Below are 26,764 nucleotides of genomic sequence, written 5' to 3'. Positions count from 1 at the left end.
AAAAGGGCGCCATGGTGGCGCAATTACATCCGTCTGTTCAGTTGTGCGGTCCCCTTGCCGCTGCAACCGAAGGGTTGTCAGTTCCCTATGCTTGGCACTTTCGCCCAGTAGTCCTCGATCTGCCTGACCAGTTCTGGCGGGACCGGCACATAGCCCAGTTCGGTCGCCTTAGCAGCGCCCATCTGGAAGGCGAGGCGGAAAAGATCATGAACACGGCCGTAGCGATCTACCGCACGTCCAACGACCGGGACCACGGCGAAGGTCGCGGCGGTTATGGGATAGGCGTTGGCACCAGGCAGGTCAGTCAATATGGCGTGAAAGTCCTGCGTCTTTTCCCAGGCAATGGCGTGCACGGCATCCCGCACGCCGTCAGCACCGGGTTTCACGAAATGGTTCGCCTTGTTCTGCAGCGATGCATAAGGAAGGCCGGCGCGCTCGACTTGGCCATATTCGGCATAAGCGATCGCGCCTTTGGTTGCGTGGACGGCACGGATAAGAGCCTGCGTGCCTTCAGCGCCTGTCCCAACCGGCCATTTCATCAGCGTGTCGGCACCATGGAGCTTTTTCCAATCGGCACTGACGGCAGACAGATACTCGGTAAGGGCAAAAGTCGTTCCGGAACCATCTGTGCGATAAAGCACGCTGATCTTCAGATCGGGTAGGACGGCATCCGGGTTCAAAGCCTTGATGGCCGGGTCGGACCAGGACCTTATCCTGTCGAGATAGATGTCGGCCAGCACCGGGCCAGAAAGCCGCAAACGCCCATTTTCGAAGCCGTTGATGTTTGCAACCACGGCAACGCTGCCGAATACGATCGGAAACTGCTCGCGCCCGTGTCTTTTCAGATCGGCTGGATTGACAGGAACATCAGTCGCTGCAAAGTCGAGTTCAGGTTGGTCGAGCCGCATTACGCCGGCAAGCGAACCAACGAGTTCGTAGTCGACTGTCCAGTCGGGCGATATGAAGTCACCGCCGTCCACCCGAGCATCTCGATAGGCTTGCGACCATGCGGCGATCACCGGTGCTGCAAACGTCGAGCCAGCACCGCGAATGGGTTCCGCCTGGGAGGACATGCCGAAACACAAAACGATAGCCGCGACCGTGGCGCCTGCAATTGCTGCTCCAATCGATCGGATACAAAGAAAGTGCCTGTCCATCGCTGAGCCCCGCCATCATAAATCTAAGGTCGCATGCATTAGGCGCACAAAAAATCTCGTCCAAGACAGCCTGTCCGGGCGTCTCGAATATTATGAATTTCCCTACAATTTAGGTATTTCGTTTTGTTAACATTTGAATGACAGGCGTAGCAAAGAATTTGTCGAAGAGCTCAAAGTCTAGTTGCGGCAGGGTTGCGTGACAAAGAAGGCCTTCTAAGTGTTCGACGCAAGGCTACGCTAGCACGGATAACATCGGAAGGAACTGCCTAACAGATGCACCTGTTGGGCAGTAGGTTGACAGGGCCGCAACCGCTGATAGCGAATATAGACCTACCGTTGCCGGCGGCCCTCAGAACATCGAACCTCTCCGAAAATATTCTATTTGGGCTTGCGATCAATCACGTAATCACGCTCGGCTCACCGCGCCCCGTATGGCCCTCGATATCGGCAAGTCGTGCGCGGCGCGGATGAGATCGGCCAGCGCGCCTTGCGTTTCGAGATCGTGGCGCTTCGGGTCTGGTTCGTAGCGCTCGATATAGACGCGGATGGTTGCGCCGGACGTGCCGGTGCTCGACAGGCGGAAGACGAGGCGCGAGCCGCCTTCGAACAGGACGCGGATGCCCTGGTTCTTGCTGACCGATTTGTCGACGGGATCATGATAGGCGAAGTCATCGGCATGCGTGATCTTGAGGCCCTGGACCGAGCCGCCGGGGAGCGTTGGCAGCCTGGCGCGCAGATCGTCCATCAGCTTGTTGGCGCCGGGCGCGCCGCCCCGGCGATCGTGTTCGAGTAGCTGCCCTTCGCGTTGGTGCCCTTCCGTTTTGCGCAGTTCCGGACGGAAAACCGCTTCACACTTTTCCTGGAATTGCTCTAAAACCCGTCATTTTTCATGGCGGGTTTTGTTGTTTATGGACTTCCGATTGGTTCACACTCTTAGACTTAAGGCGAATTGACTCCTTCCGCTGAGGCGAATTAATCACAGACTCTTATTTAATCGGCTTAAACCGCCCTGGGAGGAGCGCGGTTTGAAGGCGTGGTTGGTTGCAGCCACTCTCGCGCCCTGACGCGGTGATTTTTCAGTTCCAGAACATTTCAAAAATAAATTAGGAGGAAACCATGATATTGCGACGCATATTCATTGCCGGGCTTCTCGGCTGCACGATGCTTGCCGGCTGCGACGGGGATGACAAGAACAACAATTCGGGCCAAAGCACCTTCGATCCAGCTGCGATTGAACAATTGAAGGGGCAGGTCAACGATTTGCGGCAAGCCCTCGACACCGAGATTCGCGATCGCGCCAATGGCGATACGCAGATATCGGCTCTTCTTGCAGAAATTAAAGCCGGGCTTGGCAAGGTCGAGACTGACGCCAAGGCAAGCGCAACACGCAGTGACACGCTAAATAGCAAAATCACGGCACTCGAAACCGCTGCAGCTGAGAGCGACCACGCCACCAGACTGACGGCACTCGAGACCGGTATCAGGGAGCCAAAACAGTGTTGGATGGCAAGGTCAAGCTGGACGGCATTGCCAAGACCGAGCATGATAATACAATCGAAGAGCTGCGGACGAAAATTGCCGGGCTGGCGGACAAAACCGCGCTTGAGACCCTGACGGCGCTTATCAATCAGCTGCAGGAGAAATCCAATGCGGACGCCACGGAAAGAGAGCGGACCAGCGCAGCGTCCTCTACTCGCATCACGGCGCTTGAAGCCGAGATTGCGGGTCTGAAATTCAAGCCGCAGAAGCTCGCGCAATATGTCAATACGACCCGCGGCTCGGCCGATCCCGGCAATCTTGCGAAGGGTTCCACTTTCCCCGCCACGGCCATGCCTTTTGGCTTCAACATGTGGTCGCCGGTGAATACCGGAGCTAATAGTAGCATTTTCTACCACGGAGACAGGAATCATGGGATGCAGGGTTTCATGCTGACGCATGAGGCAAGCCGGCACCTCGGAAATCGTCAGGCCATGCTGATTAGTCCCGACATAGATGCCGCCAATGCCAAGGATCAGGCATTCCAACGCAAGAACCAGATTGGCACGGCGCATTATTACAGCGTGACCTATGACAACGGCATGAAGACAGAGATCACGCCCACCGATCATGCCGCGTATTTCCAAATTACTGCCCCTGAAACGGCAGCAAAATCCGGAATCAAGTTCAATACTTTTGGCGGGACGCTAAAAGTCGAACGGGACAAGGGAACGGCTTCGGGAAAGGTTGGTGAGCGCGGCGGCCCGTCGATGTATGTCTTCATCCGGTTTGACAACAGCATAACGAACTTCCGGGATGGTTCCTGGGTCGAGTTCGATACGCCGGCGGGCGCAAAGACCATCGGCATGCGCATTGCTACATCCTTCATCAGCGAGGAACAGGCAAAAGACAATCTCGATCAGGAGATTGCCGGCAAGAGCTTCGAGGACGTTCTGACCCTGGCGGAAGCCGCCTGGAATGAACGGTTGAACACGATGCAGGTGGAAGGCGCGACCGAAGACCAGAAGATCATCCTCTATTCCAACATGTATCGCGCTTTCCTCTATCCCAATTCCGCCTGGGAAAAGGTCAAAGGTGCAGAAGGCAAATATGAAGCAAAGTATTCCAGTCCCTATACGGACACCGACAAGATCAAAAAAGGCAAGATCTGGGTCAATAACGGCTTTTGGGATACCTACCGCACCACCTGGCCGCTCTATACGTTGCTGAACCCCAATGAAGCCGGCGAGATGCTCGATGGTTTCGTCAATGGCTACAAGGATGGTGGCTGGACGACACGCTGGTCCAACCCCGGCTACACGAATTCCATGGTCGCAACCAGCCTCGATGTGATTTTGGCCGATTCCTATATGAAGGGGGTGCGCAATTTCGACGTTGATGCCGCTTACCACTCCATACTGCGCAATGCCACCGCCTATAGTCATAACAACGACAGGGGGCGCCAACACATGAATGAATTGCTGTTCTATGGCCGCACCGTCGGTGACAGCGAAGGTGTTGCCTGGTCGCTGGAGGCGTACGTCAATGATTTCGGCGGCGCCCAACTGGCCAAAGCATTGGGAAAGGCTGATGATGCGGCGTATCTCGACAATCGGGCGATCAGCTATCCCAATATTTTCGATTCCACTTCGACCGGCACCTGGGCCGGCGGCTGGTTCCGCGAGAAAGATGCGGATGGAAGTTGGACATACCCCTCCCAAACGCCGCAAACCTGGCTTTGCGGCTACACTGAGGGCAATGCTTGGTCCTATGCCTTCCTCGCGCCACAGGACGGTCAGGGCCTTGCCAATCTTTATTGGGGGCGCGACAAGCTAAAAGCCAAACTTGACGCATTCTTCACAACAAAACCAGTTGTGGCGGGAGGCTGTTATGGCTCGGTGATCCATGAGGTCCGTGAAGCGGCTAAAGTCCACGAACTCGCCAATGTCGGCGAGTACCAGCACTCTAACCAGACCGTGCATCACTCGATCTACATGTATAATTATGCCGGTTCCCCCTCGAGCGGGCAGAAATATCTGCGCGATGTGATGGACAAGCTCTATTTCACCGGTTTTGACAAGAACGGCGTTTCCGACGGTACCGGCTATATTGGCGATGAGGATAATGGCGAAATGTCGGCCTGGTACGTCCAGAGCGCCATGGGCTTTTATCCGGTCAGCATGGGCCGGCCCGAATATGCCATCGGCGCGCCCTATTTCCAGAAGATGAGCGTGCGCCTGCGCGATGCCAACGGCAAGATCAATACGCTGCTCATCGAGGCGCCCAATGTCAGTGCAGGCAACCGCTATGTGCAGGCAGTGCGTCTCAACGGAGAGGCGATCACCCGTAACTATCTCAAGCATGCGGAAATCGCCAAGGGCGGAACCCTTGAATTCGACATGGGTCCCAACCCTTCGCAGTGGGGAACCGGGGAGAACGATGTCCCGACTTCGATCACGCAAGGGCCCGCCAAGCCGACACCGTTGCAATCGATCCTGCCCCTCGGCAATTATGATGTGACGGCGAACACCACGACAGGGTCAGCCAACCTCTTCGACCGCACATCCGGGACCGAGTGGACGAGTGTCTCCGGCGCGGCGCAGATCGACGTGGCGCTGAAGGCAGACAGGACGGCGATCCCGGTCAGCCTCTATACCTTGACCGATGGTAATGACATCACCAAGGGCCCGAAGAGCTGGACACTGAAGGGCTCCAATGACGGCACGACGTGGGTAACGCTGGACGAGCGCAAGGATGAGACGTTCCTCTGGCCACGGCAAACCCGGCCCTTCGCCCTCAAGACGCCGGCGGCCTATGCAAAGTACCGGCTGGAGCTTGGGACGGACGCGGTGACCATCGCGGAGTTCGAATTGCTCGGGAACACACCAACCGGAACGGTCGTGCCCCCTGCACCAGCAGTCGCTGTGCCGGTCAAGCCTTGCAAGCCAGGCAAGGGGACCGTCTGCTGAACATGGAAACGCAGGGGGCCGCCAACAGCGGCCCCTTGCGTCACGGAAATATCAGATGCACGTGTTAACTTGTCATCACGCCCCGGCGTTTCTTCCCCTCACGTAATAACACTCGGCTCATTACGCCCCGTATGACCCTCGATATCGGCAAGGTCGTGCGCGGCGCGGATGAGATCGGCCAACGCGCCTTGCGTTTCGAGATCGTGGCGCTTCGGGTCTGGTTCGTAGCGCTCGATATAGACGCGGATGGTTGCGCCGGACGTGCCGGTGCCCGACAGGCGGAAGACGACGCGCGAGCCGCCTTCGAACAGGACGCGGATGCCCTGGTTCTTGCTGACCGATTTGTCGACGGGATCATGATAGGCGAAGTCATCGGCATGCGTGATCTTGAGGCCCTGGACCGAGCCGCCGGGGAGCGTTGGCAGCCTGGCGCGCAGATCGTCCATCAGCTTGTTGGCGCCGGCTGTATCGACGCCTTCATAATCGTGGCGCGAATAATAGTTGCGGCCGTAGGTCGCCCAATGCTCGTGCGCGATTTCCTTGACACTCACCTTGCGCACGGCAAGGATGTTGAGCCAGAGCAGCACCGCCCAGAGGCCGTCTTTCTCGCGTACATGATTGGAGCCGGTGCCGGAGCTTTCCTCGCCGCAGATCGTCGCCATGTCCGCATCGAGCAGATTGCCGAAGAATTTCCAGCCGGTCGGTGTCTCATACATGCCGATCTTCAGCTTTTCCGCCACACGATCGGCTGCACCGCTGGTCGGCATGGAGCGGGCGATGCCCTTGAGGCCGGCCTTGTAGCCCGGGGCGAGATGCGCATTGGCCGCAAGCATGGCGAGCGAGTCGGAGGGGGTGATGAAGATGCCCTTGCCGATGATGAGGTTGCGGTCGCCATCGCCATCGGAGGCCGCGCCGAAATCCGGCCCGTCGGGAGACATCAGCAGGTCGTATAGATCCTTGGCATAGACGAGATTGGGATCGGGATGGTGCCCGCCGAAATCTTCGAGCGGTACGAAATTGATGCAGGTGCCATCCGGTGCGCCGAGGCGATGCTCGAGGATTTCCTTGCCATATGGGCCCGTCACCGCGTGCATGGAATCGAAGCGCAGGGTAAAGCCCGACTTTATCAACGCGCGGATCGCATCGAAGTCGAACAGCTGTTCCATCAGCTCGGCATAGTCTGCGACGGGGTCGATGATCTCGACATCCATGTCGCCGATCTTCTGCGCGCCGATCGTATCGATGTCGATATCCGGCGCATCGGCGATCACATATTGCGTGATGGTCCTGGAGCGGGCGAAGATCGCTTCGGTGATCTTTTCGGGAGCAGGACCGCCATTGCCGATATTGTACTTGATACCGAAATCCTCGGTGGGACCGCCTGGATTATGGCTGGCCGAAAGGACGAGCCCGCCGAATGCCTTGTATTTGCGGATGACATTGGAGGCTGCCGGCGTCGACAGGATGCCGCCCTTGCCGACGAGGACGCGCCCGAAGCCATTCGCCGCAGCCATCTTGACGGCGATCTGCACCACTTCGCGATTGTAGTAGCGACCGTCGCCGCCGATCACCAATATCTTGCCCTTGAAGCCCTCAAGCGAATCGAACACCGACTGGATAAAGTTCTCGACGTAGTTTTCCTGCTGGAACTCCGGGACCTTCTTGCGCAGGCCCGATGTTCCGGGCTTCTGGTCGTCGAATGGCTTGGTGGCAACGGTTTTGAACATATGTCATTCCAGTCTCTGCTACGGTTCTGCGATAATCTATGGGCCGGTCGTGTATCAGGTCAACACGACAGAATTTCGAAGCTTCAGAACAATTCGATAAGCCCGGCTTTCCGCCGCTCAACGCTGAAACAAAAAAGGCCGCTCGTGAGCGGCCTTTGCGATGGGTTGCTGAGTCAGCAAATTACCTGACGATGACCTTGGCGCCGACTTCCGCGCGGTTATAAAGGTCCATGATGTCCTGGTTCATCAGGCGGATGCAGCCGGAAGACATGGCCTTGCCGATCGACCACCATTCCGGTGTTCCATGCAGGCGGTAGCCGGTGTCACCACCCTTGTTGAACAGGTAAAGCGCGCGGGCACCGAGCGGGTTGGTGATGCCCGGGTCCATGCCGTCGCGGAATTCCGCAAGCTTGGGCTGGCGCTGGATCATCTCGCGCGGCGGTGTCCATGTCGGCCATTCGCGCTTCATGGCGACGCGTGCGGTACCGTGCCATTCGAAACCCTGTTTGCCGACGCCGATGCCATAGCGCATCGCCTTGCCGCCGCCGAGCACATAATAGAGATATTTCGTACCCGTATCGACGATGATCGTCCCCGGAGCCTCGCTGCCATCATAGTTGACTTGCTGGCGCAAATACTGCGGCGGGATCTTGGAGCGGGGAACAGCGGGAATCACGTAGCCGGCATCGACGACGGAATTGTAGGAGGCTGTGGAATAGCTGAAACCGATCGTAGAACAGCCGGTCAAGGCAGTTGTAGCCATCAGCCCAACTGCGAGGACGATAGTCTTGAGTTGCATGGTCACCCCAATGTTAAAGCGAGATCTATGTGCGTTTTCTTGTGTTGCCTCTCTAGCGCCATTATTGTTAATGGCTGATTAACCGTAAAGCGAAGTTTTTCGTTAACCTGTCAATCCTCAATCGGGCGCTGTAGTTTTTTTGCCATGGTTGCAAATTTGCCGATATTCTGCGAATCATGCCTCTAGTCAGCCTGGGTCAGACAAGCCCGCTCATCGATGGGCGGCAATCGGAAAACGCCATGCTGGTGCGCCGCGGCGTACAGCGGCTTTTTCTTGAACTCGGGCTTGCGGTGATGCCGGAATTGCCTTTGGCGTCCGGTCGGCGCGCCGACCTTGTGGCATTGACGCGCAGCGGTGAGATCTGGATCGTCGAGATCAAGTCCTCGATCGAGGACTGGAGGGTGGATCGGAAATGGCCGATCTATCGCGAGCATTGCGACCGGTTGTTTTTCGCCACGCATCCCGGTGTTCCGGCGGACATTTTCCCGTTGGATTGCGGGTTCATTCTTTCGGACGGCTACGGTGCCGAGATCATCCGCGATGCGCCGGAACACAAGCTTGCCAGCGCAACCCGCAAGGCGATGACGCTGCGGTTTGCCCGGGTCAGCGCCGCGCGCATGACGCTGGCGGAACTGTCGGGGATAGACCTGCCTGAAACAGACGTAGAGTAGGGTCTATCGATATTAACATCATGGCGGGCCTGCACGCTTGACCAGGATAGACAAGTATAGTTTTGGCGCGCACAGGCGATGTGCGTGGTTCGACAGGCTCACCATGAGGGAGGCAGGCAAATTGCAGGGAGCCAAGAATTGCAACTTCTCTGACTGGTGTTGCAGTCCACCAACCTCCCTCATGGTGAGCTTGTCGAACCACGCACTATGAATATGCAACGCCTTTAACGGGGAGCGCGCTTGGCCAAAATACGCTGCAAGGTGCGGCGGTGCATGTTGAGGCGGCGGGCCGTTTCGGAAACATTGCGGTCGCACATCTCGTAGACGCGCTGGATATGTTCCCAACGAACCCTGTCGGCCGACATCGGATTCTCCGGCGGAGCGACCTTTTCGCCGGAACGTCGCGTCAATGCCGCAAAGACTTCATCGGCATCGGCTGGCTTCGACAGGTAGTCGATGGCGCCGAGTTTGACCGCATTGACCGCGGTCGCGATGTTGCCGTAGCCGGTAAGGATAACGGCACGCGTGTCTTCGCGCCGGGCGCGGATAGCCTCGATAATGTCGAGACCGTTGCCGTCGCCGAGCCGCATGTCGACCACCGCATAGGCCGGGGCGTGGGTTTTGACGCTGGCAAGCCCGGCTTCGACCGAATCGGCAATGGCGACGGTGAAGCCTCGCGTTTCCATGGCGCGTGCAAGACGCTGCAAGAACGGCTTGTCGTCATCGACAAGAAGAAGTGTCGGATCGCCGCCTATGGCTGCAATATCGTCCTGATCCGTGTTTTCCATCAGGGTTTCCTGCTCTTTTTTTAATATTATTCGTTGTTAATGGTTCGCAATGAACAAAAAGTCAAAGATTATCAATCGGCAGCGAGTTGATTGCGCGGCCAGCTCACGATGACCTCCGCACCCTGGCCCGGATCATTGCGATTGCGGAAGGTAATCGTCGCGCCCGAACGCTCCAAAAGCGTCTTGGCGATGAACAGCCCAAGCCCGAGCCCGCCGCCATGTTCATTGATTTCGCGGTCGCGGCCGGTGGTGTAGGGCTCGCCGATCCGGTCAAGAATTTCGGCGGCAAAACCTTGGCCATCGTCGCTGACGATGATCTCCACGGTCTTGTCCGTCCAGCCCCAGCTGACCTCGATTGTCGCCCTGGCAAAATCGACCGCGTTCTCGACCAGATTGCCTAGCCCGTAGATGATGCCGGGATTGCGCCGGATGATCGGCTCGACACCTTCGCCCCTCAGCTTCTTGACCACGATATTGATACCAAAATTGCGGTTGGGCTCGATGACTTCCTCGATGAGCGAGGAGATCTTCAACCGCGACATGTGTTCTTCGCTGGTCGAGGACAGGCTGGTTAGCCGCTTCAGAATCTCGCGGCAACGGTCGGTCTGCGAACGCAGAAGCTCGATATCTTCGGCAAAGCGGTCATCCTGTTTCAGGCTTCGCTCCATTTCCTTGGCGACGAGGGCGATCGTCGCAAGCGGGGTGCCGAGTTCATGCGCGGCGGCGGCGGCAAGTCCATCCAGCGCAGAGAGATGTTGCTCGCGCTGCAGGATCAATTCCGTCGCAGTCAGCGCATCGGCGAGGAGGCGCGCCTCTTCCGCGACGCGATAGGCATAGACGGCGGTGAAGGCGAGGGCGGAGACCACCGAACACCAGACGCCGGCAATGAGCACGAAGGGAAGTTGCATGCTCTCGCCGGCATACCAGGGCAGCGGCAGGTAGACATTGGCAAGGACCGTGGCGCAGATGGTGACGAGAAGGCCGAGCGCGATCGTAGCGTAAGCCGGCAGCGAGGTGGCCGAAATGATTACCGGGACGATCATCAGCACCGCGAAGGGGTTCTGCAGCCCGCCGGTCATATAAAGAAGACCCGCCACCTGCAGGATATCGAAGGCGAGGACCGTGACCGCCGCGCGCGGCTCGAGCCGGTGGTTGATCGGATAGCGGAATGACATCAGGAGGTTCAGCCACGCCGAACAGGCGATCATCGCGAAACAGATGCTGACCGGGAAAGGGAATTTGAGATAGAGCGCCACGAAAAGCACCGCGATGCTCTGCCCGGCAACCGCAAGCCAGCGCAGGCGAATGAGCGTCGTCAGTCGCAGCCGTCGCGACAGATAAGATGAGCGTATGCCGAAATCCTGAACCATGCGCGAGCTTTAGAACAAACCGGGTGCAAAGGGAATTGTGGAGTTACGCTGCCTTAGTCAACGATCGGCATTCCAGATTGTGCGTGGTTCGACAAGCTCACCATGAGGGAGGTGGCTGGTTGTAGGGAGCCAGAGTCGGCAACGGTGACAATTGTCTTGCGGCCCATAGATTTCCCTCATGGTGAGCTTGTCGAACCACGCACAGCGCCAATGCTGAAGACGGCAACACGAGGCTCAAGTCCCCCGAGGCTTTGCCCTGGCGGTCGGCGATGCATTTGCCGGATCCTCCGGCCAGACATGCCTCGGATAGCGGCCGCGCATGTCGCTGCGCACATCCGCCCATGAGCCTTTCCAGAAGCCGGGCAGATCACGTGTAATCTGTATCGGGCGATGTGCGGGCGACAGGAGTTCAAGCAGGAGCGGGATGGTGCCACCGGCGATGGCGGGATGCATGCCAAGACCGAAGAGCTCCTGCACACGCACGCTCAGCACTGGTTCGCTTGTCTCGTAACGGATCGGGATATTCGAGCCGGTCGGCACTTGGAAATGCGTCGGTGCGAGAGTGTCGATCTTGCGTTGCAGATCGTAAGGAACAGCTGAGCGCAGCCCCTCGATCAGCGCATGGGCGGGGATCTGGCTCAAGTGTGCAGTGCCCTTGAGGAAGGGCAACAGCCAGTCATCCAGCGACGCGATGAGAGCATCGTCATCCATGGCCGGCCAAGGCGAACCGAGCCCCTGATGCAACCAGGCAAGACGGCGGCGCAGGATCGTCGCTTCCTTCGACCACGGCAGAATGTCGAGACCATGCGCGCGGACGGCGGCGATGACGCCAAGATCAGCCTCCTCGCCTGTGGGCGCTGGTAGCGTCTTTTCGGACAATGCAATCGCGCCGATACGGGTGGCATCGCGTGCTTGCAGGGCATTTCGCGTGGGATCGTAGGTCACCTGCCGGCCGCTGACGATGCGGGTTGCCAAGGCATCGCGGATTTCGGCTTCGGTTACCTCCGCAGCGGCAAGAATGCGCGCGCGCCCCGCACGCCCGGCGAGATCAGCGACAACCAGCCATGGCGATTTCGCCAGCGATGTGGCGGGGTCGACCTCGCCGCCACGACCATTTGCGAGCGTGAATTGGCCATTGCCGCGCGCCTTGGCGATCCGGTCGGGGTAGGCGCCGATGAGCAGGCGCCCGACACTGTCCGGATCCGCCGCAGCGCCGCCATTTCCGGCCAGCTGTTTTGCCAACCCGCGCGCCCGGGTTGCACGATCGCCGCGTTCGCGCTGGAAGCGCGAAAGACGCACATCGAGATCGATATCATTGCCGCCGAGGCCGCGTTCGGTGAGGAGGACGGCAAGCTCCGCCGCCCGGTATGCCTGCCCGCGTTCGCGTGCGGTCAGTACCATATGGGCAAGGCGGGCAGGCAGGGCCAACTTCCGCATCGCGTCGCCCATGGGAGTGACACGATTGCTCTCCAGCGCTCCGAGATTTTCCAGAAGCGCCCTGGCTTCCTTGATCGCAGGGGCCGGCGGCGCATCGAGAAAGGCGAGGCTGGTTGGGTCGGCAACGCCCCAGGCCGCGCAATCGAGCACGAGACCGGCAAGATCTGCCTCGAGAATTTCCGGCGGGGCGAAGGCTTCCAGCGCGGCGGTCTGTTCGGCTCGCCACAGGCGCAGTGCGATGCCGGGCTCGGTTCGCCCGGCGCGACCTGCCCGCTGGTCCACCGCCGCGCGTGACGCGCGCACTGTCTCCAGCCGGGTTAACCCGGTGGCGGGTTCGAATTTCGGCAGACGGGCGAGGCCACTGTCGATCACGACGCGCACGCCATCGATGGTGATCGAGGTTTCGGCGATCGAGGTGGCGAGCACGACCTTGCGCTGGCCATTAGGCGCGGGCTTGATCGCCGCGTCCTGATCGCGGCCTTCGAGTGCACCGTAAAGCGGCACGATCATCACATCGGCTGCAACGCGGCCTTGCAGCGCCTCGGCGGTACGTTCGATCTCGCGCTGGCCCGGCAGGAAGGCGAGGATACTGCCGGTCTCGCCGGCAAGCGTATCGCGGATGGCCTTGGCCATGGCGTCCTCGATCCGCTCGTCCGGCTTGCGTTCCCGATAGCGGATATCGATGGGGAACGAGCGCCCTTTGCTTTCCAGCACCGGCGCGTCGTTGAGCAGACGTGCGACGCGCGCGCCATCGAGCGTCGCCGACATGACGAGGAGCTTCACGTCTGGCCGCAAGGCTACCTGCACATCGAGCGCCAGCGCAAGGCCGAAATCCGCGTCGAGGCTGCGCTCGTGGAACTCGTCGAATAGGACAGCTGCGACGTCTTTGAGATCAGGATCGTCAAGGATCATCCGTGCGAAAACGCCTTCGGTGACAACGAGAACGCGGGTTTTCGCCGAGACTTTATTCTCAAGGCGCATACGGTAACCGACAGTTGAGCCGACCTCCTCGCCGAGCAGGCTTGCCATGCGGCTGGCGGCAGCGCGCGCGGCAAGGCGGCGTGGTTCGAGCAGGATGATAGTGCGGTCCTTGCGCCACGATGCATCGAGCAGGTGCAGCGGAACGAGGGTGGTCTTGCCAGCGCCCGGTGGCGCGACGAGAACGGCCGCATTGCCGCTCGCCAACGCATCATCGAGCGACGGCAGTATCTTGGTGACAGGGAGATTGGGCAGATTGGTCAAGGCGTCGAATCCGGCATTGCAATATGTGGCGTTTTGACAGGGTTCGTGCCGGCAAGTCCAGCCGCATTCAACAATCAATGATCCCAACCCTCCCGGCGTCCCATTGAATGCAACGAATAGAAGCATTTTCCTTGCCTGATTAAACTTTAGGCGAATTGTGGGGCGTTGCAAAATTTGAAACGTTGTATGCAATTGTAATCAGGATTTTCACTTATGAATTTTCGATATTTGCTGCTTTTCACAGCGCTCGGCCTTGGCGCCTGCAACGGCTCCGATTCGTCCTCTCCTCCGCTTACAGACGAGGGCACCTTCGTACCACCTGTCGCTGTCGTCGACACCGGCAACACTGGTAACGCTGGCGGGACTGGCGACACAGGCGGCGGCACAAAAATTATTGAGCCGGAACCTGACCCGCAACAAACGGCGCGGTTGAAGGCAGACATCCTCAAAGCGCAGGGCAAAATCGACGATGCGAGCGAGATACTCAGAACGGCGGGGCTGGACGAAGAAGCCTATCGGCTCTATGCGCCGGCGGATTATGTGCTTGAAGATACGACCAGTTATGATGGCTTGCCGGATGCGAAGCTCGCTGCTGCCGTCGATGAGAAGCCCTCGGTCAAGCGCCACAAGATGACGCTGAACGGCGAGACTTTCTGGTACACCGCGTCGGCGGGGCATCTGACCGCCTATGCGAAAAACCCGCAGAAGGAAGACCCGCAGGCCTCGATCTTCTACACCGCCTATACGCGCGACGATCTGCCGAAGGAGGGTCGTCCTGTTACCTTCTTCTTCAATGGCGGGCCGGGCGCTTCGTCGATTTATCTGCATCTAGCGTCCTTTGCACCCAAACATGTCGTCATCGATGCGCTGAACGTGCCAGATGAATGGGCCAAGGGCCGTCCACAGGCACTTCCATTCATCGATAGCCAGGAATCGCTGATCGACAGGACCGATCTTGTCTTTGTCGATATTGTCCCAGGCACAGGCTTTTCGCAAGGCATTGCGCCGAATTCCAACCGGACGTTCTGGACGACTGACAAGGACGTTGATCTTTCCAGGCAATTCATCACCCGCTATAGCAACTTCAATCGCCGGCAGGAATCGCCCAAATATCTCTATGGCGAATCCTATGGTGGTGGCATACGCGTGCCAAAGCTCACCCAAGCGCTGGTAGATGCCGGCACCACTGGCTACGAGAAGATCGGGACAGTCGATACATCCAGATTCAAGGTGCTCACCGGGGCGGTGTTCCATTCGCCTGCTTTTGACTACTCAAGCATGAATCAGATCGACGGCGACTTTCCCAGCTTCGCCATGGTCGCCGACGCTCTGGGAAAATCCACCGCGCGAACCAAAGAGACTTCCAACGAGGACTACGCCGAAACCCTGCGAGGCATCGCCACCCAATATTCCGCTGACCATAAATTTATCGCGCAACCCTACACCGATCTAGAAACCCGAATACCCCCACAATTTGGCACTGAGGGCATAAATTACAACCAATTGAACTTCATGTTCTATATGCTGAACTTGATGCCTGGCTATAACTTCAACGTCTATGATGGGAGAATGCACGTCAAACTTGCGCCGGATTTTGTTATTGGCACGCAAATGCCATATGATTTCAATTTCTTTGAAGAAGACGCCCTGCGCAATCGGATCACCAGCTACCTTCCAGACTATGTGAACTACAAGCCGAAGGCGCGTTACATCAACGCGTCCTGGCAAACGCCTGATCCGGTTCGGGACAAGGGACCAAAGTTGGCATTCGAGCTTTGGAAAGGCCGCGATGGCGCAAGCGGCTTGGGAAACATCGTGGCGGCCATTGCCCGGGACCCTTCCCTCAAGCTCCTCACCGTGCATGGTTATCACGACACCGTGACACCTTTCCACCGTTCCGAACTCGACCTCAAGATTGCCGCTCTCGACAAGCGCGTGCCGGTGAAGAATTTTGTTGGCGGCCACATGATCTATTACGCGCAGGAATCTCGAGGGCCGTTGATAAAGACGCTCGATGAATTCTACGATGCGCCGCCCTACGGCACGGGGCCGACAATTGTCAAAGCCCGCGATCTTGTCGCCGCATCACCAGTGCAGCGCGCACCTGTCCCCGCCAAAGCCCTGCACTAGGAGTGTGATCCATGACCATGTCGCATACCATCATCTTCGCACTTCTCTTCACCGCAATGGCCGGATCAACCCATGCCGGCGATCGCATTTGGAACCCGGAACCTAGGGGCAAAACGGAAAAGCAGGATGCGGCTTCGATCCAGAAGCAGCTTGATCAGGAGCTGCGTGCCAAATTCGACGCAGCGGCGAAGTCCAGACATCTCTTGACCGCGCAAGCGGCCATTGATGCCGGTTGGGGCTTCGTCGCCGACCATTTTGCGCAGATTGATCGCGACCACGACGGCTACGCCAATTTCGATGAAGTACAGGCCTTCTTCGATGCGCGCTCGCCCTCGCCTGCCGCCAGAGCAAGGTTGGCGGCGAAGGTGCAGGTGGTAGAGTAGGACCGGGCGCGCCTTCACAGAAGGCGTGCCATGGGAGGCGCGCCATTCCCGATAAGAAATGTCGTTCATTCGATTGACGATCCCCGGTGGTATCCCGATAGTGCAACCAGCAAATCACTACGTTGCATTGATCGAGACGCATTGGGAGAGACTTTATGAAATCGCGCGCCGCCGTTGCCTGGGAAGCCAAGAAACCACTGACCATCGAAACCATCGAGATCGGCGGCCCCAAGCCCGGCGAGGTGCTGGTCGAGGTCATGGCGACCGGTGTCTGCCATACCGACGCCTACACGCTTTCCGGCCTTGATTCCGAAGGCAAGTTCCCCGCTATTCTCGGCCATGAAGGCGCGGGCATCGTGCGCGAGATCGGCGCCGGCGTCACCTCGCTGAAGGTTGGCGATCACGTCATTCCGCTTTACACACCGGAATGTCGCCAGTGCAAGACGTGCCTGTCGCAGCGCTCCAACCTCTGCACTTCGATCCGCGCCACGCAGGGCCAGGGCGTCATGCCGGACGGTACCAGCCGCTTCTCCTGCGACGGCGGCGAGGTGTTCCATTATATGGGCTGCTCCACTTTTTCGAACTTCACGGTGCTGCCGGAGATCGCGCTGGCGAAAGTGCGGGAGGACGCACCCTTCGACAAGATCTGCTATATCGGCTGCGGCGTGACTACAGGCATCGGCGCTGTCATCTATACGGGCAAGGTCTGGCCGGGTGCCAATGTCGTGGTCTTCGGCCTTGGCGGGATTGGCCTCAACGTTATTCAGGGTGCCCGCATGGTCGGCGCCGACAAGATCATCGGTGTCGATCTCAATCCGGGCAAGGTGGCGATGGCGAAGAAGTTCGGCATGACAGATTTCGTCAATCCGAATGAGGTCGGCAACGACAAGGTGGTGCAGGCGATCCAGGATCTGACGGACGGCGGCGCGGATTTCTCCTTCGACGCGACCGGTAATACAAACGTCATGCGCCAGGCGCTGGAATGCTGCCATCGCGGCTGGGGTACCAGTATCGTCATCGGCGTCGCGGAGGCCGGCAAGGAAATCTCGACGCGGCCATTCCAGCTCGTCACCGGCCGCAACTGGCGCGGCACGGCCTTCGGCGGTGCGCGCGGCCGCACGGACGTGCCGAAAATCGTCGACTGGTACATGGAAGGCAAGATCGACATCGACTCGCTCATCACCCACACCATGCCGCTTGGCGAGATCAACACCGCCTTCGACCTCATGCATGAGGGCAAGTCGATCCGCAGCGTTGTGACATTTTAATGGGAGAGAACGTCAAGGTTGTCTTGAGCGGGTTGGATGAGCTTAGCCCGCGCGACCTTTATGACATGCTGAAGTTGCGGGTGGATGTGTTCGTGGTCGAGCAGAAATGCCCGTATCCCGAGCTCGACGGCAAGGATCTTGACGCGCTGCATCTGCGTCTGCTTTCCGGGAACGATCTCGTCGGGAGCGCGCGAATCCGCAAACCGGCGAAAACCGATCCGGCTGCCCGGATAGGGCGCGTTGTCGTTGCGCCCAAGCATCGCGGCAAGAAGCTCGGTGACAGGCTCATGGTCGAGGCCATCGCGCAATGCGAGCGGCTTTATGCCGGAAGCCCGATCAAACTATCGGCGCAAAGCCAGTTGCTGCGGTTTTATGGATCCTTCGGTTTTGTACCGGTCTCGGAAGAATATCTCGAAGACGGGATTCCCCATGTCGACATGCAACGCCCCGCCGCGATAACCACGGAGTGAGGCGCGATGTGGAAGCGGCATAATCCCTTCTATCTTGCCGCCTTTGCCGGGATCGTCGCTCTCGCTCTCGCGCTGTTCTTCGCGCCACGCAACGCCTACGTCGTCGCGGCCAATGTCTTCTTCGTGCTTTATCTGGTTCTCTCCATGATCAAGATCCAGAAATTGACGCCGGAATACCTGCACCGCAACGCGGCCAAATCCGATGAACCCGTGTGGATCATTTTTGCGGTGACCTTCGGCACGGTCGTCGTCGCCGTCAGCTCGCTGTTCGTGCTGATCAATTCCGGCGAGGATCCGCATCCGCTTGATCTCTCGCTGGCGCTGGCTGCAGTGCCGCTCGGCTGGTTCACCGTGCACATGATGGCGGCCATTCACTATGCCCACCTTTACTGGCAGCCGGACGAGACGGCGGGGGGTGCGAAGCAGGCGTCCCGCAAACATGTCGGCGGGCTCGACTTCCCGGGCGACAAGGAGCCCGGCGGTTACGATTTTCTCTATTTCTCATATGTCATCGGCATGACGGCCCAGACATCGGATACTGCGATCACCAGTACAGATATGCGCAAGATTAATCTGCTACACGCCATTGTCTCATATGTCTTCAACACCGTGCTCGTTGCCGCCGCCGTCAATGTCATCGTTTCGCTCGGCCAGTAAGAACACCAAACGGGAATATCCATGGAAACGCTATCGATCGCCAAGAGTTTCGAAGGAATGCAAGGCGTTTATCGCCATCGCAGCGACGTCTGCCAATGCGACATGACCTTTGCGGTTTTCCTGCCGCCGCAGGCAAAGGAGCATCCGGTACCGCTGCTCTGGTACCTGTCAGGCCTGACCTGTACCCATCAAAATGTCATGGACAAGGGTGAATACCGCCGTGTGGCGGCCGAGCTTGGCATTGCCATCATCTGCCCGGATACCAGCCCGCGCGGCGAAAATGTCCCCGACGAAAAGGACAATTGGCAGTTCGGCAGCGGTGCCGGTTTCTATCTGGATGCCACTCAGGAACCTTGGTCGACGAACTATCGTATGGCGAGCTATATCGCCTATGAACTTCCTGAACTGGTTGCCGCGCAGTTTCCGATCGACGTGACGCGCCAGAGCATTTTTGGCCACTCCATGGGCGGGCACGGCGCCATCACCCTGGCCTTGAAAAATCCGGAACGCTTCAGGTCGGTGTCCGCCTTGGCGCCGATCGCCCGGCCGATGGTCGCGGGCTGGTCACGCCCGGCCTTCGAGAAATATCTCGGCAACGATGAAGCGGCATGGCGCGCCTATGACAGCGTGGCGCTGATCGAGGACGGCCACCGTGTGCCCGAACTGCTGGTCGACCAAGGCAAGGCCGACGGCTTTCTTGATGACGGGCTTCGGCCCTGGCTGTTGCAAGAGGCCTGTGCCAAAGCCGGCATCCCGCTGACGCTCAACGTGCGCGACGGCTATGATCACTCATATTTCTTTATCTCGACCTTCATGGCCGATCATATCGCCTGGCACGCTGATAGACTGTCTTAAACGTCCAGCGACCATCTCATCGGTTTGAGATGGTCGCAGCTTTTGCGCTGTTGGATATCAGGCGAGTTTATCAACCACGTGCTCAAGCTGTCCGATGAATTTCTGCCAGCCATATTGCGCGCCGCGATAATTGGCATCGTCGTTTTGACCGAAGCCGGATTGCTCCATGCGCAGAAAGGTGCCGTCTTTCACCGGGGTTAGCGTGAATGTAACGATGGTCTTGACGCCATTTGCCGCTTCATCGCCCGAGGAACTCCAGCTATAGGCAAGGCGCTCTTGCGGTTCTACCACCAGGACCTCGCAGTCGGTGACGCCGTTCCAGTTCGGCATGGGCGGGGCGCGGAAGTTGAACCGGTGACCGACGACAGGCTGGAAGTCGTTGCTCATGAGCCAGTCAGCGATGAGCGGGCCCTGGGTGAGTGCACGCCAGACCTTTTCCGGCGCGTGCGGCATTTCCCGTTCGACGATGAGGGAACGCGTGGCTGTAGCTGTAGCATGTTGTGTCATTGGTCCATCCTGTTTAACAAATCTTCGAGACGATCGAACCGCTCACGCCAGAACGCGCCGTAGAGGCCCATCCAGTCGATCAGCGGCGCGAGACCTTGTGGTTCCGCGCTATAGTGGGTTTGGCGCCCGTCCGGCCTATCCCGCACCAGGCCGGCAAGCTTGAGCACGCCTAGATGCTTGGAAACGGCAGGCTGCGAGATGCCGGAATATTCCGTCAATCCCCGCACGTTCTGCTCGCCATGCCGCATCAGCTGTTCAAAAATCGCGCGGCGTGTCGGATCGGCGAGAGTGCGGAAAATAGTATCGGCTGTTGCGTGCATAATTGATAACCCGTGAGTTATGAATTAATCCATAGCTCTACAGTTATGAATCTGTCAAGCCAAAAATGAAATTATGATCTGCCCTTTTCTGCCAGTCGCGGGTCCTTGGCAAAAATCTCCCGGCTCAACCCAAGCCTGCGTTCGGGATAGTCGCAGATGGCGTTGACGCCGTGGCTGGAGAAATGCAGCCGCCAGGTCGTCATGCGAACGGGGTTCGGCAGGGCAAAGCAGCCGCATGAAAGCAGCGCAAGGTTGATCCCTCCGAGTGGATCGCGCACGGATTGGTAGCGGATGAGGTCTATACCCGCCTCATGCGCCTTGTCGGCAAGATCGAGGCAGGCGGAATAATCAGTCAGATGCGTCCAACGCAGCGCCTGCTCGATGAAGGGCACGGCAGTCAGATCGATTGCGCTGGTGGTGGCATAGCGCGCTTCGAATGCGGTGAACTCCAGCGCGTTGCGCGGCCAGGGTGTAGCCGGACTTTCGGCAAAGAACAGCAGCCGGTAGAAGGCGGTTTCCGCGACGGCTGTCTCGATTTTCTCGCTGGCGTAGAAGACGCCGGGCGAATAACCTTCACGTCGAAAGCGCGAACTGCCGGGATAGCGGCCATAGCGAAATGGCGTTGCCAGCAGGTAATCGAGATGCACGCAGGCCGGCGGAAGCGGCGGCTTGGTGGCTTCCAGCTCGTCTTCAAGCAGAGCCTGCTCATCGAGCGTATCGACCAGCTTCATGGTGGAAACGCGGTGCTGCGCTTCAACCAGACGCCAGCATGCGCCATGCAGTGATCGCGATTCAGATCGGAGCGCGTCGGGCGTCCAGATAGGCGAGGACATGGGCGAGACCGTCAATGGTTTTGATCCGGTTGAGCGGCTTGCCGCCGAGCATGGTGTTGTCAGTGCGCATCCACTGCCGCGCTACGGTATCGTCGCCGCCGACAATGGCATCGAGCGAGCGGTAGAGGCGGATGAACAGGAGTGCGAGTTCGTAGCTCTTGCCGGTGAGCGGGCCGGCAGTTCCTTCGTTGCGCTTGAGCCGGGAAATGCTGGGTTCGGACAGACCGACGACGGTTGACAGCTCCCTGGCGGTCAACCCGAGCAATTCAGCGGAACGCAGCAGCGCCTTGGACACAACGGCGGTCTTGCTTGGGGTGTCTTCAATATGTTGCGCGCTGGTTCGCATGCGAGTTCCTTTCACTGGAAATAAATATATATTAAATTTCTGGTGAAATCAAGGGTAGTGCGCCGCCGGTTATCTCTCCCCTTGTGGGAGAGAACGGATTTTCCTGGGTTTAGCCTCTTTGCTAAATCCTTGGAAAATCCAAGAGAGGGGGTAGTACGACGATTGCAAATCCCCTCTCTGGTGATCTCTAGCACTTAGCAAGGGCTAAGATGCTGAAATCACTTTCTCTCCCACAAGGGGAGAGATAATCGGCATCAACCTCGCGGGCACTACCTCCGCGACGTAACGCTCATCGGCAATCCGCCGTCCGGTTGTGTCGTCAGTTTCTGCACGGGCCATGGCTTTACATCCGCAGCCATATCGAAGCGATAACGATGGAGCAGGGTCGCCAAAGCGATGATGGCCTCCTGCAGGGCAAAGCTTGCGCCGATGCAGACACGCGGCCCGGCTCCGAATGGCAGATATTGGAACCGATCAATCTTGTCGCGATTTTCCGGATGAAAGCGCGACGGCATGAAAGCTTCGGGATTTTCCCAATAAAGCCGGTGGCGATGCACAGTCCACGGCATGACCAGAACCGCCGCGCCCTTTGGAAGCTTCAAATCCTTGTACTGATCGTCCTCGATCGGTTCGCGATTGATCGACGGCGCGGGTGGATAAAGCCGCATGGCCTCCTCGAATGCCGAGCGGGTGAAGGGCAGGGCGTCCAGCCATTGATGCGGCGGCGGGACCTCGCGCTGACCCATGAAGGTATCGATCTCATGCTCGACCAGATCGCGTTCCCATGGCGCCTTTGCCAACAAATACAGTGTCCACCCGAGTGCACGCGCCGTGGTTTCGTGGCCCGCGCCGATGAAGGTGATGATATTGTCCTCGATCTCGGCGCGCGAAAGCCCCTGCGGGCCCTCGGCCTTTAGCAGAAGGGTGAGGAAATCATTCGGGACCTTGTCACCTTCCTTTGCCATTCGGGCTTTGCGCATCTCCATCGTGTTGGCGACGATCTGGCGGAAGAAGGCGAGAGCGCGGCGTCCACGGATCTGGGTGAAGCGCGGCAGCCATGCAGGTGCTCCGAGAAGGTCGAGGGGATCGACACGGCCCATGGTTTCGAACAGGCGGTCGACCTCATGGGAAAACTGGTCCGGATCACCGGCGATTTCTCCGGAAAACAAGGTGTCCGCAAGAATGTCATAGGTGAGCATGGTCATGTCGCGCGATACATCGGTCGTGCCGGTCAGACCGTCGTAGCGATCAGCGAAAACGTCGGTAGTCCGCTTCATGCTTTCCGCGAAGCCATCGATGTGTCGCGGTGTGAAAACCGGCGCCATCGCCTTGCGCGAACGCTTCCACACATCGCCTTCCGCCGTCAGCAATCCATCGCGCAGAATAGGGCGAAGGATGCGCTGGCGTACCGCCGCCATCTTGTAGTTCTTCGCATTGTCGACGAGTACATGGCGGATCAGCCCGGGATCATTGGCGATGATCGTATGGGCGAAGGACCAGTCGATGGAAACCCAGGGTTCATTATACGAAGGCTCGCCCCACAGCTCCAGCGGATTGCGATAAATGGTGCGGATAAGCTGCAATGTGCCGACCGGACCGGTACGGGGTACTGGCGCAGGCGGGACAAAAGCGGTCGGTATCGTATCCATTGGAGCTCCGTTGCTCCAATGTGGGGTTGATACTATCCGATGTCTACCAAATTGGCTCTAATACTTTAGCCAAATGGCGGTCGTATCCCCTTGACGCGATCAATTGGATGGGATTTGTTCGTGCTGCGTTCTACGCCCCAATAATTTCCGCCGACACTGATTATAGAAAATTGTTTCCAGTTTTTGATTTCATAACGAATTTATACCGGGAGACCAATTCACCATGTTTTTTCGCCTTTACTGGCTGCTGCCAGTGGTTTTTCTCGCGTCATGCAGCGGCGGGGGCGATTCGCAAGAAACGACCTCTACGTTCGAGACGCCTGACTCAGCGTCGGTCTCGCCGGATCACCATACGGCCCCTGATCTCAGAAACACCATTCTCAGCTATGGGGCCAATGATTCCCTCAGCTATGGGCCCAATAATTCATTCAGCTATCTGACAGATGCATTGGAAAACGCCGCCCAGCGATCCTTCAAGGAGCAGACCATCACCTTGAAGGGGGCTACCCTCCCATTCACTGCAACCGCCGGGCATCTGATTGTCGGAAGCGATAGTAGTATTTCTGCCACTGGCCATGTTGTGGGATCAGCCATCTTCTATACTGCATATACGCGAAACGATCTGCCGCGTGAGACGCGGCCTGTTACATTCATTTTTAACGGTGGGCCTGGCGGGGCCTCTGCGGGTCTTGATCTCGGTTTTCTTGGACCAAAGGACTTTGACGAAGATGCGTCATCAGCAACAAAAAGCTTACAGCTTAAGGATAACCCCAATACCCTGCTCGATAAAACGGATCTCGTTTTTGTTGACCCGATTGGAACCGGATACTCTGTGGCGATCTCGCCCAGTAAAAATAAGGACTTTTGGGGCGTAGATAATGATGCCAAGGTTCTGTACAATTTTATAACTAGCTGTGGAACCTCAACAGGTTGTCCCGATCCAGGCCGAGACGGCTGATAGGTGGTTTTGATCCTAAACTGCCGTGCGGCCTGTGCCAATTGTAGCGATGAAGCCAGTGCGGCAGCTCCTCCGTGCGTTCTTGAGAGTTGTTGTAAGCACGAGCGTAAGCCCATTCGCGTAGGCTCGTCTGAATGAAGCGTTCGGCCTTACCATTGGTCTTAGGCGTGTATGGTCTTGTGAAGACTTGACGCAAGCCCAGACGTTTGCAGGCTGTGCGGAAAGCCTTTGACCGGTAGCATGACCCGTTGTCGGTCATCACGCGCTCGATACAGATACCCAGCTTCGCATAGTAGGCGACGGCAGCCTCCAGGAAGGCAACGGCGCTCTCTTTGCGCTCATCTGGCATGACCTGCACAAAAGCGACCCGCGAAGCGTCATCAATGCAGACGTGGACGAACTCCCAGCCGATGCCCAGATGGCGGTTGACAACGCCCGTTTGCCGTCCGGTGATGCGGTGTCCCACCGAGCCAATACGGCCAAGCTTCTTAATGTCGAGATGAATGAGTTCGCCCGGATGTTCCCGTTCATAGCGGCGCACGGGTTCGGGATCCAGGGCGCTCAGTTTGTTGAGGCCCAACCGGCGCAGAACACGGCTGACAGTTGCCGGCGAGACGCCGACCTCGGCAGCGATCTGCTTGCCTGTCCAACGCTGGCGGCGTAACCGCTCAATCGTCCCGACAATGGCTTCAGGGGTCGGCCGGCGCAAGCGATGTGGTCGCGACGAACGATCCTCCAGTCCGCTCAAGCCCTCGCGGCGATACCGATCGACCCATTTGCGCACCGTCCGCGGGCACACGCCTGCGGCTTCGGCAACGGCCTGCGGCGTCTGCCCGCCCTCGACCTGGCTCACAATTCGCTCTCGACCATACCGCGTAAGACGGGCATTCTTGTGGATGTTCATCCGGTCCTCCAAGAGTCACTGAAGCTTCGACAACCTCAGTCTCCCCGGTTTGGACCGGATGGACAACCTATTGAAAGCTCACAACTAGCTATCTCGATATTTATAACCGCCAAAGCTCACCGAAATATATTTATGGCGTATCCTATGGCGGTTTTCGCGCTCCCATCATCGCACGATTTCTGATCGAAAGTGGAACCCGTCGGCACGGTTCACATCCGGGCGATATGCCCGCAAATGCTCTGAACGGTATCATCCTTAACTCACCCATATTAGATGAGAAAACCGACTGCTATGGCTTCTATGTCTCTTGCGGCGGCGCTTTGCCTACCTATACTATGGTTAAGGCTTTTCATGATAAATCGCTTGAGAGTCCGGGATTTGGCGTAACGGCATTTTTGACAAATGTCCGTGCATTTGCAGCCACTTTTAATGATCTTTACACCAGCGTATTCAGCGGTGTCGTGCAAAAGACTCCTGACCGGTCCAAATGGACTGCCTATCTCCAAAAACCCGAAGCAGCAGATTTTCTCAACAAACTCTATCAACTGACGGGAATAGGCAAAACCCTTCAACCGGGCGATAGTGCTGCAGACAATCCCTGGATCGCCAACCCGAATATGGACAGCAGTGAGTTCGCTGAGAAGTTTGCTCCTGCTCAAGGCAAGCTTGAGATCGGCGATGGACGGAAATTCCTTCCCAGGCAAACAGTCGATCCCGCCCTTGACCGCACCGATATCAATTATGAATATGTTAAACGCTACCAAGCGGATTTCATTGGTTATAAAGCTCAATCGACATATGTTGGCTACAATGGAAAAATCATCGACGTGTGGGATTATGAACCCAAATCGGGACTGTCTCTAAGCGAGGATCGGTGGCGGACCACCATTCCCGATCTGGCGTATAGCATGACACTCAACAAGGAGCTTAAGGTTCTTATTCAACACGGGTATTATGACCTCAATACCCCGTTCCATCAATCAGAGATCAATATCAAGAATGCTGGATTGTCGGCAAGTATTCCGGTTAAAACCTATGGGGGCGGGCACGGAGTTGGTCCGTATAGCACCGATGATTACGATAAGGTTCTTGGCGAACTCAAAGCGCTATATGATCAGCCGCCAGCAAACATAATTGCAGCGTTCAATTCTCCTGTTCCAGAGGAGGTAAAGCCATGAGCAAATTTCGTTTTTTGATAGTGACGACCTTACTTGCTGTTGTTTCGCATGCGGGATCTTCAAGCGCAAATGATGCCATTACGCTGACGAGACCGCAAAGAGATGGGCCGGCATCTATGGGGCAAATTTTTACTCCGTCCGAACGGTCAGCAAAGAAGACTTCGGTACCCATCACCCCGGAAACAATGCTCAACCGTGTCGACGACCGTATTCGCGGGCTTTTCAACCGGGCAGCCGATCCTGCGACGCATCTTGTAACCCTTACGTCCGCAGATAAGGCGGGTATTGGCTATTTCATCGATAGTTTTGCCGAAATCGACAATAACCGTGACGGCAGCCTCACCTACAGCGAGGTGAAGGGCTTCCTCGACGCGCAGTCTCCTATTGAACGGTCATCTGGTACTGGAAGCCCTGTGACCACGGATATCCAGATCATTGAATAGGGTTCCGCATGGTCGGATCAAAGCAAATGCAAGAGCGCTCAAATGCGAGCGTTCTTGCATCCACGCTGGCTGAACGTCGGCGAAGGACACAGATTATCCATAGTGCTGGCGCAAATGGCTATCATCCGTGGATGAACGGGTGGCGCGAATTGGAAAAAATCACATAAAACACTATATCTAACACTGGAACCGGGCATGATTCGCCCGGGCTATGATATAAGGACGGA

24 protein-coding genes and 1 pseudogene are annotated in these 26,764 nt (G+C 57.7%); 12 read left to right on the top strand and 13 right to left on the bottom strand.

What is annotated here, in order from left to right; translation table 11 throughout:
- Positions 1-77 precede the first annotated feature (77 nt).
- Together pstS and N8E88_RS15675 are read right to left on the bottom strand one after the other, a co-directional pair.
- A complete protein-coding gene (gene pstS, locus N8E88_RS15680; RefSeq protein WP_262294477.1) occupies positions 78-1,157 on the bottom strand; it encodes a phosphate ABC transporter substrate-binding protein PstS in 1,080 nt (359 codons plus the stop codon).
- Between the two features lie 398 nt (positions 1,158-1,555).
- Positions 1,556-1,914 (bottom strand): annotated as a pseudogene (locus N8E88_RS15675) (alpha-D-glucose phosphate-specific phosphoglucomutase); the annotation flags it as partial.
- Positions 1,915-2,273: 359 nt separating this feature from the next.
- Here N8E88_RS15675 and N8E88_RS15670 point away from each other — a divergent pair.
- Positions 2,274-2,771 (top strand): hypothetical protein, encoded by a 498-nt coding sequence (locus tag N8E88_RS15670; RefSeq protein WP_262294476.1) that lies wholly within the window; start codon positions 2,274-2,276, stop codon positions 2,769-2,771.
- Positions 2,654-5,602 (top strand): GH92 family glycosyl hydrolase, encoded by a 2,949-nt coding sequence (locus N8E88_RS15665; protein WP_262294475.1) that lies wholly within the window; start codon positions 2,654-2,656, stop codon positions 5,600-5,602. Before N8E88_RS15670 ends, N8E88_RS15665 begins: the two co-directional genes overlap by 118 nt.
- A gap of 98 nt (positions 5,603-5,700) precedes the next feature.
- On the opposite strand, the gene N8E88_RS15660 is transcribed toward N8E88_RS15665, so the two are convergent.
- A complete protein-coding gene (locus tag N8E88_RS15660; protein ID WP_262294474.1) occupies positions 5,701-7,329 on the bottom strand; it encodes an alpha-D-glucose phosphate-specific phosphoglucomutase in 1,629 nt (542 codons plus the stop codon).
- Positions 7,330-7,510: 181 nt separating this feature from the next.
- Entirely contained in the window at positions 7,511-8,128 is a 618-nt protein-coding gene (locus N8E88_RS15655; RefSeq protein ID WP_112525747.1) for a L,D-transpeptidase, read from the bottom strand.
- A gap of 176 nt (positions 8,129-8,304) precedes the next feature.
- Here N8E88_RS15655 and N8E88_RS15650 point away from each other — a divergent pair, with 176 nt between their 5' ends.
- Entirely contained in the window at positions 8,305-8,799 is a 495-nt protein-coding gene (locus tag N8E88_RS15650) for an MmcB family DNA repair protein (RefSeq protein WP_262294473.1), read from the top strand.
- 224 nt (positions 8,800-9,023) lie between these two features.
- On the opposite strand, the gene N8E88_RS15645 is transcribed toward N8E88_RS15650, so the two are convergent.
- The 3 genes from N8E88_RS15645 to hrpB all read right to left on the bottom strand — a co-directional run bounded on the left by N8E88_RS15645 (position 9,024) and on the right by hrpB (position 13,636).
- Positions 9,024-9,587 carry an ActR/PrrA/RegA family redox response regulator transcription factor gene (locus N8E88_RS15645; protein ID WP_112525471.1) on the bottom strand — a complete coding sequence of 188 codons (564 nt, stop codon included), beginning with the start codon at positions 9,585-9,587 and terminating at the stop codon, positions 9,024-9,026.
- 71 nt (positions 9,588-9,658) lie between these two features.
- Entirely contained in the window at positions 9,659-10,957 is a 1,299-nt protein-coding gene (locus tag N8E88_RS15640) for an ActS/PrrB/RegB family redox-sensitive histidine kinase (protein WP_262294472.1), read from the bottom strand.
- A gap of 234 nt (positions 10,958-11,191) precedes the next feature.
- The gene (gene hrpB / locus N8E88_RS15635; RefSeq protein ID WP_262294471.1) at positions 11,192-13,636 is read right to left on the bottom strand and encodes an ATP-dependent helicase HrpB; all 2,445 of its coding nucleotides are present in this window, start codon (positions 13,634-13,636) and stop codon (positions 11,192-11,194) included.
- 213 nt (positions 13,637-13,849) lie between these two features.
- On the opposite strand from hrpB, the gene N8E88_RS15630 reads away from it, so the two are divergent.
- The 6 genes from N8E88_RS15630 (at position 13,850) to fghA (ending at position 19,399) form a co-directional block, all read left to right on the top strand.
- Positions 13,850-15,766, top strand: coding sequence for a S10 family serine carboxypeptidase-like protein (locus tag N8E88_RS15630; protein WP_262294470.1), 1,917 nt, complete (start codon positions 13,850-13,852; stop codon positions 15,764-15,766).
- Positions 15,767-15,777: 11 nt separating this feature from the next.
- Positions 15,778-16,149 (top strand): hypothetical protein, encoded by a 372-nt coding sequence (locus N8E88_RS15625; protein ID WP_262294469.1) that lies wholly within the window; start codon positions 15,778-15,780, stop codon positions 16,147-16,149.
- A gap of 155 nt (positions 16,150-16,304) precedes the next feature.
- Positions 16,305-17,417 (top strand): S-(hydroxymethyl)glutathione dehydrogenase/class III alcohol dehydrogenase, encoded by a 1,113-nt coding sequence (locus N8E88_RS15620; RefSeq protein ID WP_262294468.1) that lies wholly within the window; start codon positions 16,305-16,307, stop codon positions 17,415-17,417.
- Complete coding sequence (locus tag N8E88_RS15615; protein WP_262294467.1) at positions 17,417-17,887, top strand: GNAT family N-acetyltransferase; 471 nt, start codon at positions 17,417-17,419, stop codon at positions 17,885-17,887. The genes N8E88_RS15620 and N8E88_RS15615 overlap by 1 nt, the downstream gene beginning before the upstream one ends.
- 6 nt (positions 17,888-17,893) lie before the next feature.
- Positions 17,894-18,544, top strand: coding sequence for a DUF1345 domain-containing protein (locus tag N8E88_RS15610; protein ID WP_262294466.1), 651 nt, complete (start codon positions 17,894-17,896; stop codon positions 18,542-18,544).
- A gap of 21 nt (positions 18,545-18,565) precedes the next feature.
- Positions 18,566-19,399: an S-formylglutathione hydrolase gene (fghA, locus tag N8E88_RS15605; RefSeq protein ID WP_262294465.1), complete on the top strand. Its 834-nt coding sequence runs from the start codon at positions 18,566-18,568 to the stop codon at positions 19,397-19,399.
- Positions 19,400-19,456: 57 nt separating this feature from the next.
- Here fghA and N8E88_RS15600 read toward each other — a convergent pair whose 3' ends face one another.
- The 5 genes from N8E88_RS15600 to N8E88_RS15580 form a co-directional block, all read right to left on the bottom strand.
- On the bottom strand, positions 19,457-19,906 hold the full coding sequence (locus tag N8E88_RS15600; RefSeq protein WP_262294464.1) for an SRPBCC family protein: 450 nt from the start codon (positions 19,904-19,906) through the stop codon (positions 19,457-19,459).
- Positions 19,903-20,226, bottom strand: a complete 324-nt coding sequence (locus tag N8E88_RS15595; RefSeq protein ID WP_262294463.1) for an ArsR/SmtB family transcription factor — start codon at positions 20,224-20,226, stop codon at positions 19,903-19,905. Before N8E88_RS15595 ends, N8E88_RS15600 begins: the two co-directional genes overlap by 4 nt.
- Before the next feature lie 71 nt (positions 20,227-20,297).
- The gene (locus tag N8E88_RS15590; RefSeq protein WP_262294462.1) at positions 20,298-21,059 is read right to left on the bottom strand and encodes an RES family NAD+ phosphorylase; all 762 of its coding nucleotides are present in this window, start codon (positions 21,057-21,059) and stop codon (positions 20,298-20,300) included.
- Complete coding sequence (locus tag N8E88_RS15585; protein WP_262294461.1) at positions 21,019-21,405, bottom strand: MbcA/ParS/Xre antitoxin family protein; 387 nt, start codon at positions 21,403-21,405, stop codon at positions 21,019-21,021. Before N8E88_RS15585 ends, N8E88_RS15590 begins: the two co-directional genes overlap by 41 nt.
- Before the next feature lie 269 nt (positions 21,406-21,674).
- Complete coding sequence (locus N8E88_RS15580) at positions 21,675-23,054, bottom strand: cytochrome P450 (protein WP_262294460.1); 1,380 nt, start codon at positions 23,052-23,054, stop codon at positions 21,675-21,677.
- Between the two features lie 223 nt (positions 23,055-23,277).
- Between N8E88_RS15580 and N8E88_RS15575 the strand changes: the two genes are divergently transcribed.
- Positions 23,278-24,012, top strand: a complete 735-nt coding sequence (locus N8E88_RS15575; protein WP_262294459.1) for a S10 family serine carboxypeptidase-like protein — start codon at positions 23,278-23,280, stop codon at positions 24,010-24,012.
- Here the strand turns inward: N8E88_RS15575 and N8E88_RS15570 are convergent.
- The gene (locus N8E88_RS15570) at positions 23,963-24,916 is read right to left on the bottom strand and encodes an IS481 family transposase (RefSeq protein WP_262291788.1); all 954 of its coding nucleotides are present in this window, start codon (positions 24,914-24,916) and stop codon (positions 23,963-23,965) included. The two genes, N8E88_RS15575 and N8E88_RS15570, sit on opposite strands and share 50 nt — an antisense overlap.
- 224 nt (positions 24,917-25,140) lie before the next feature.
- Here N8E88_RS15570 and N8E88_RS15565 point away from each other — a divergent pair, with 224 nt between their 5' ends.
- Together N8E88_RS15565 and N8E88_RS15560 are read left to right on the top strand one after the other, a co-directional pair.
- On the top strand, positions 25,141-26,094 hold the full coding sequence (locus N8E88_RS15565; RefSeq protein WP_262294458.1) for a hypothetical protein: 954 nt from the start codon (positions 25,141-25,143) through the stop codon (positions 26,092-26,094).
- On the top strand, positions 26,091-26,537 hold the full coding sequence (locus N8E88_RS15560; protein ID WP_262294457.1) for a hypothetical protein: 447 nt from the start codon (positions 26,091-26,093) through the stop codon (positions 26,535-26,537). The genes N8E88_RS15565 and N8E88_RS15560 overlap by 4 nt, the downstream gene beginning before the upstream one ends.
- Positions 26,538-26,764 lie beyond the last annotated feature (227 nt).

It is taken from the genome of Phyllobacterium zundukense (assembly GCF_025452195.1).
Classification (GTDB): Bacteria; Pseudomonadota; Alphaproteobacteria; order Rhizobiales; family Rhizobiaceae; genus Phyllobacterium; species Phyllobacterium zundukense_A.
The sequence above is the reverse complement of the archived record's forward strand: the minus strand, read 5'-3'. Positions and strand labels throughout refer to the sequence as shown.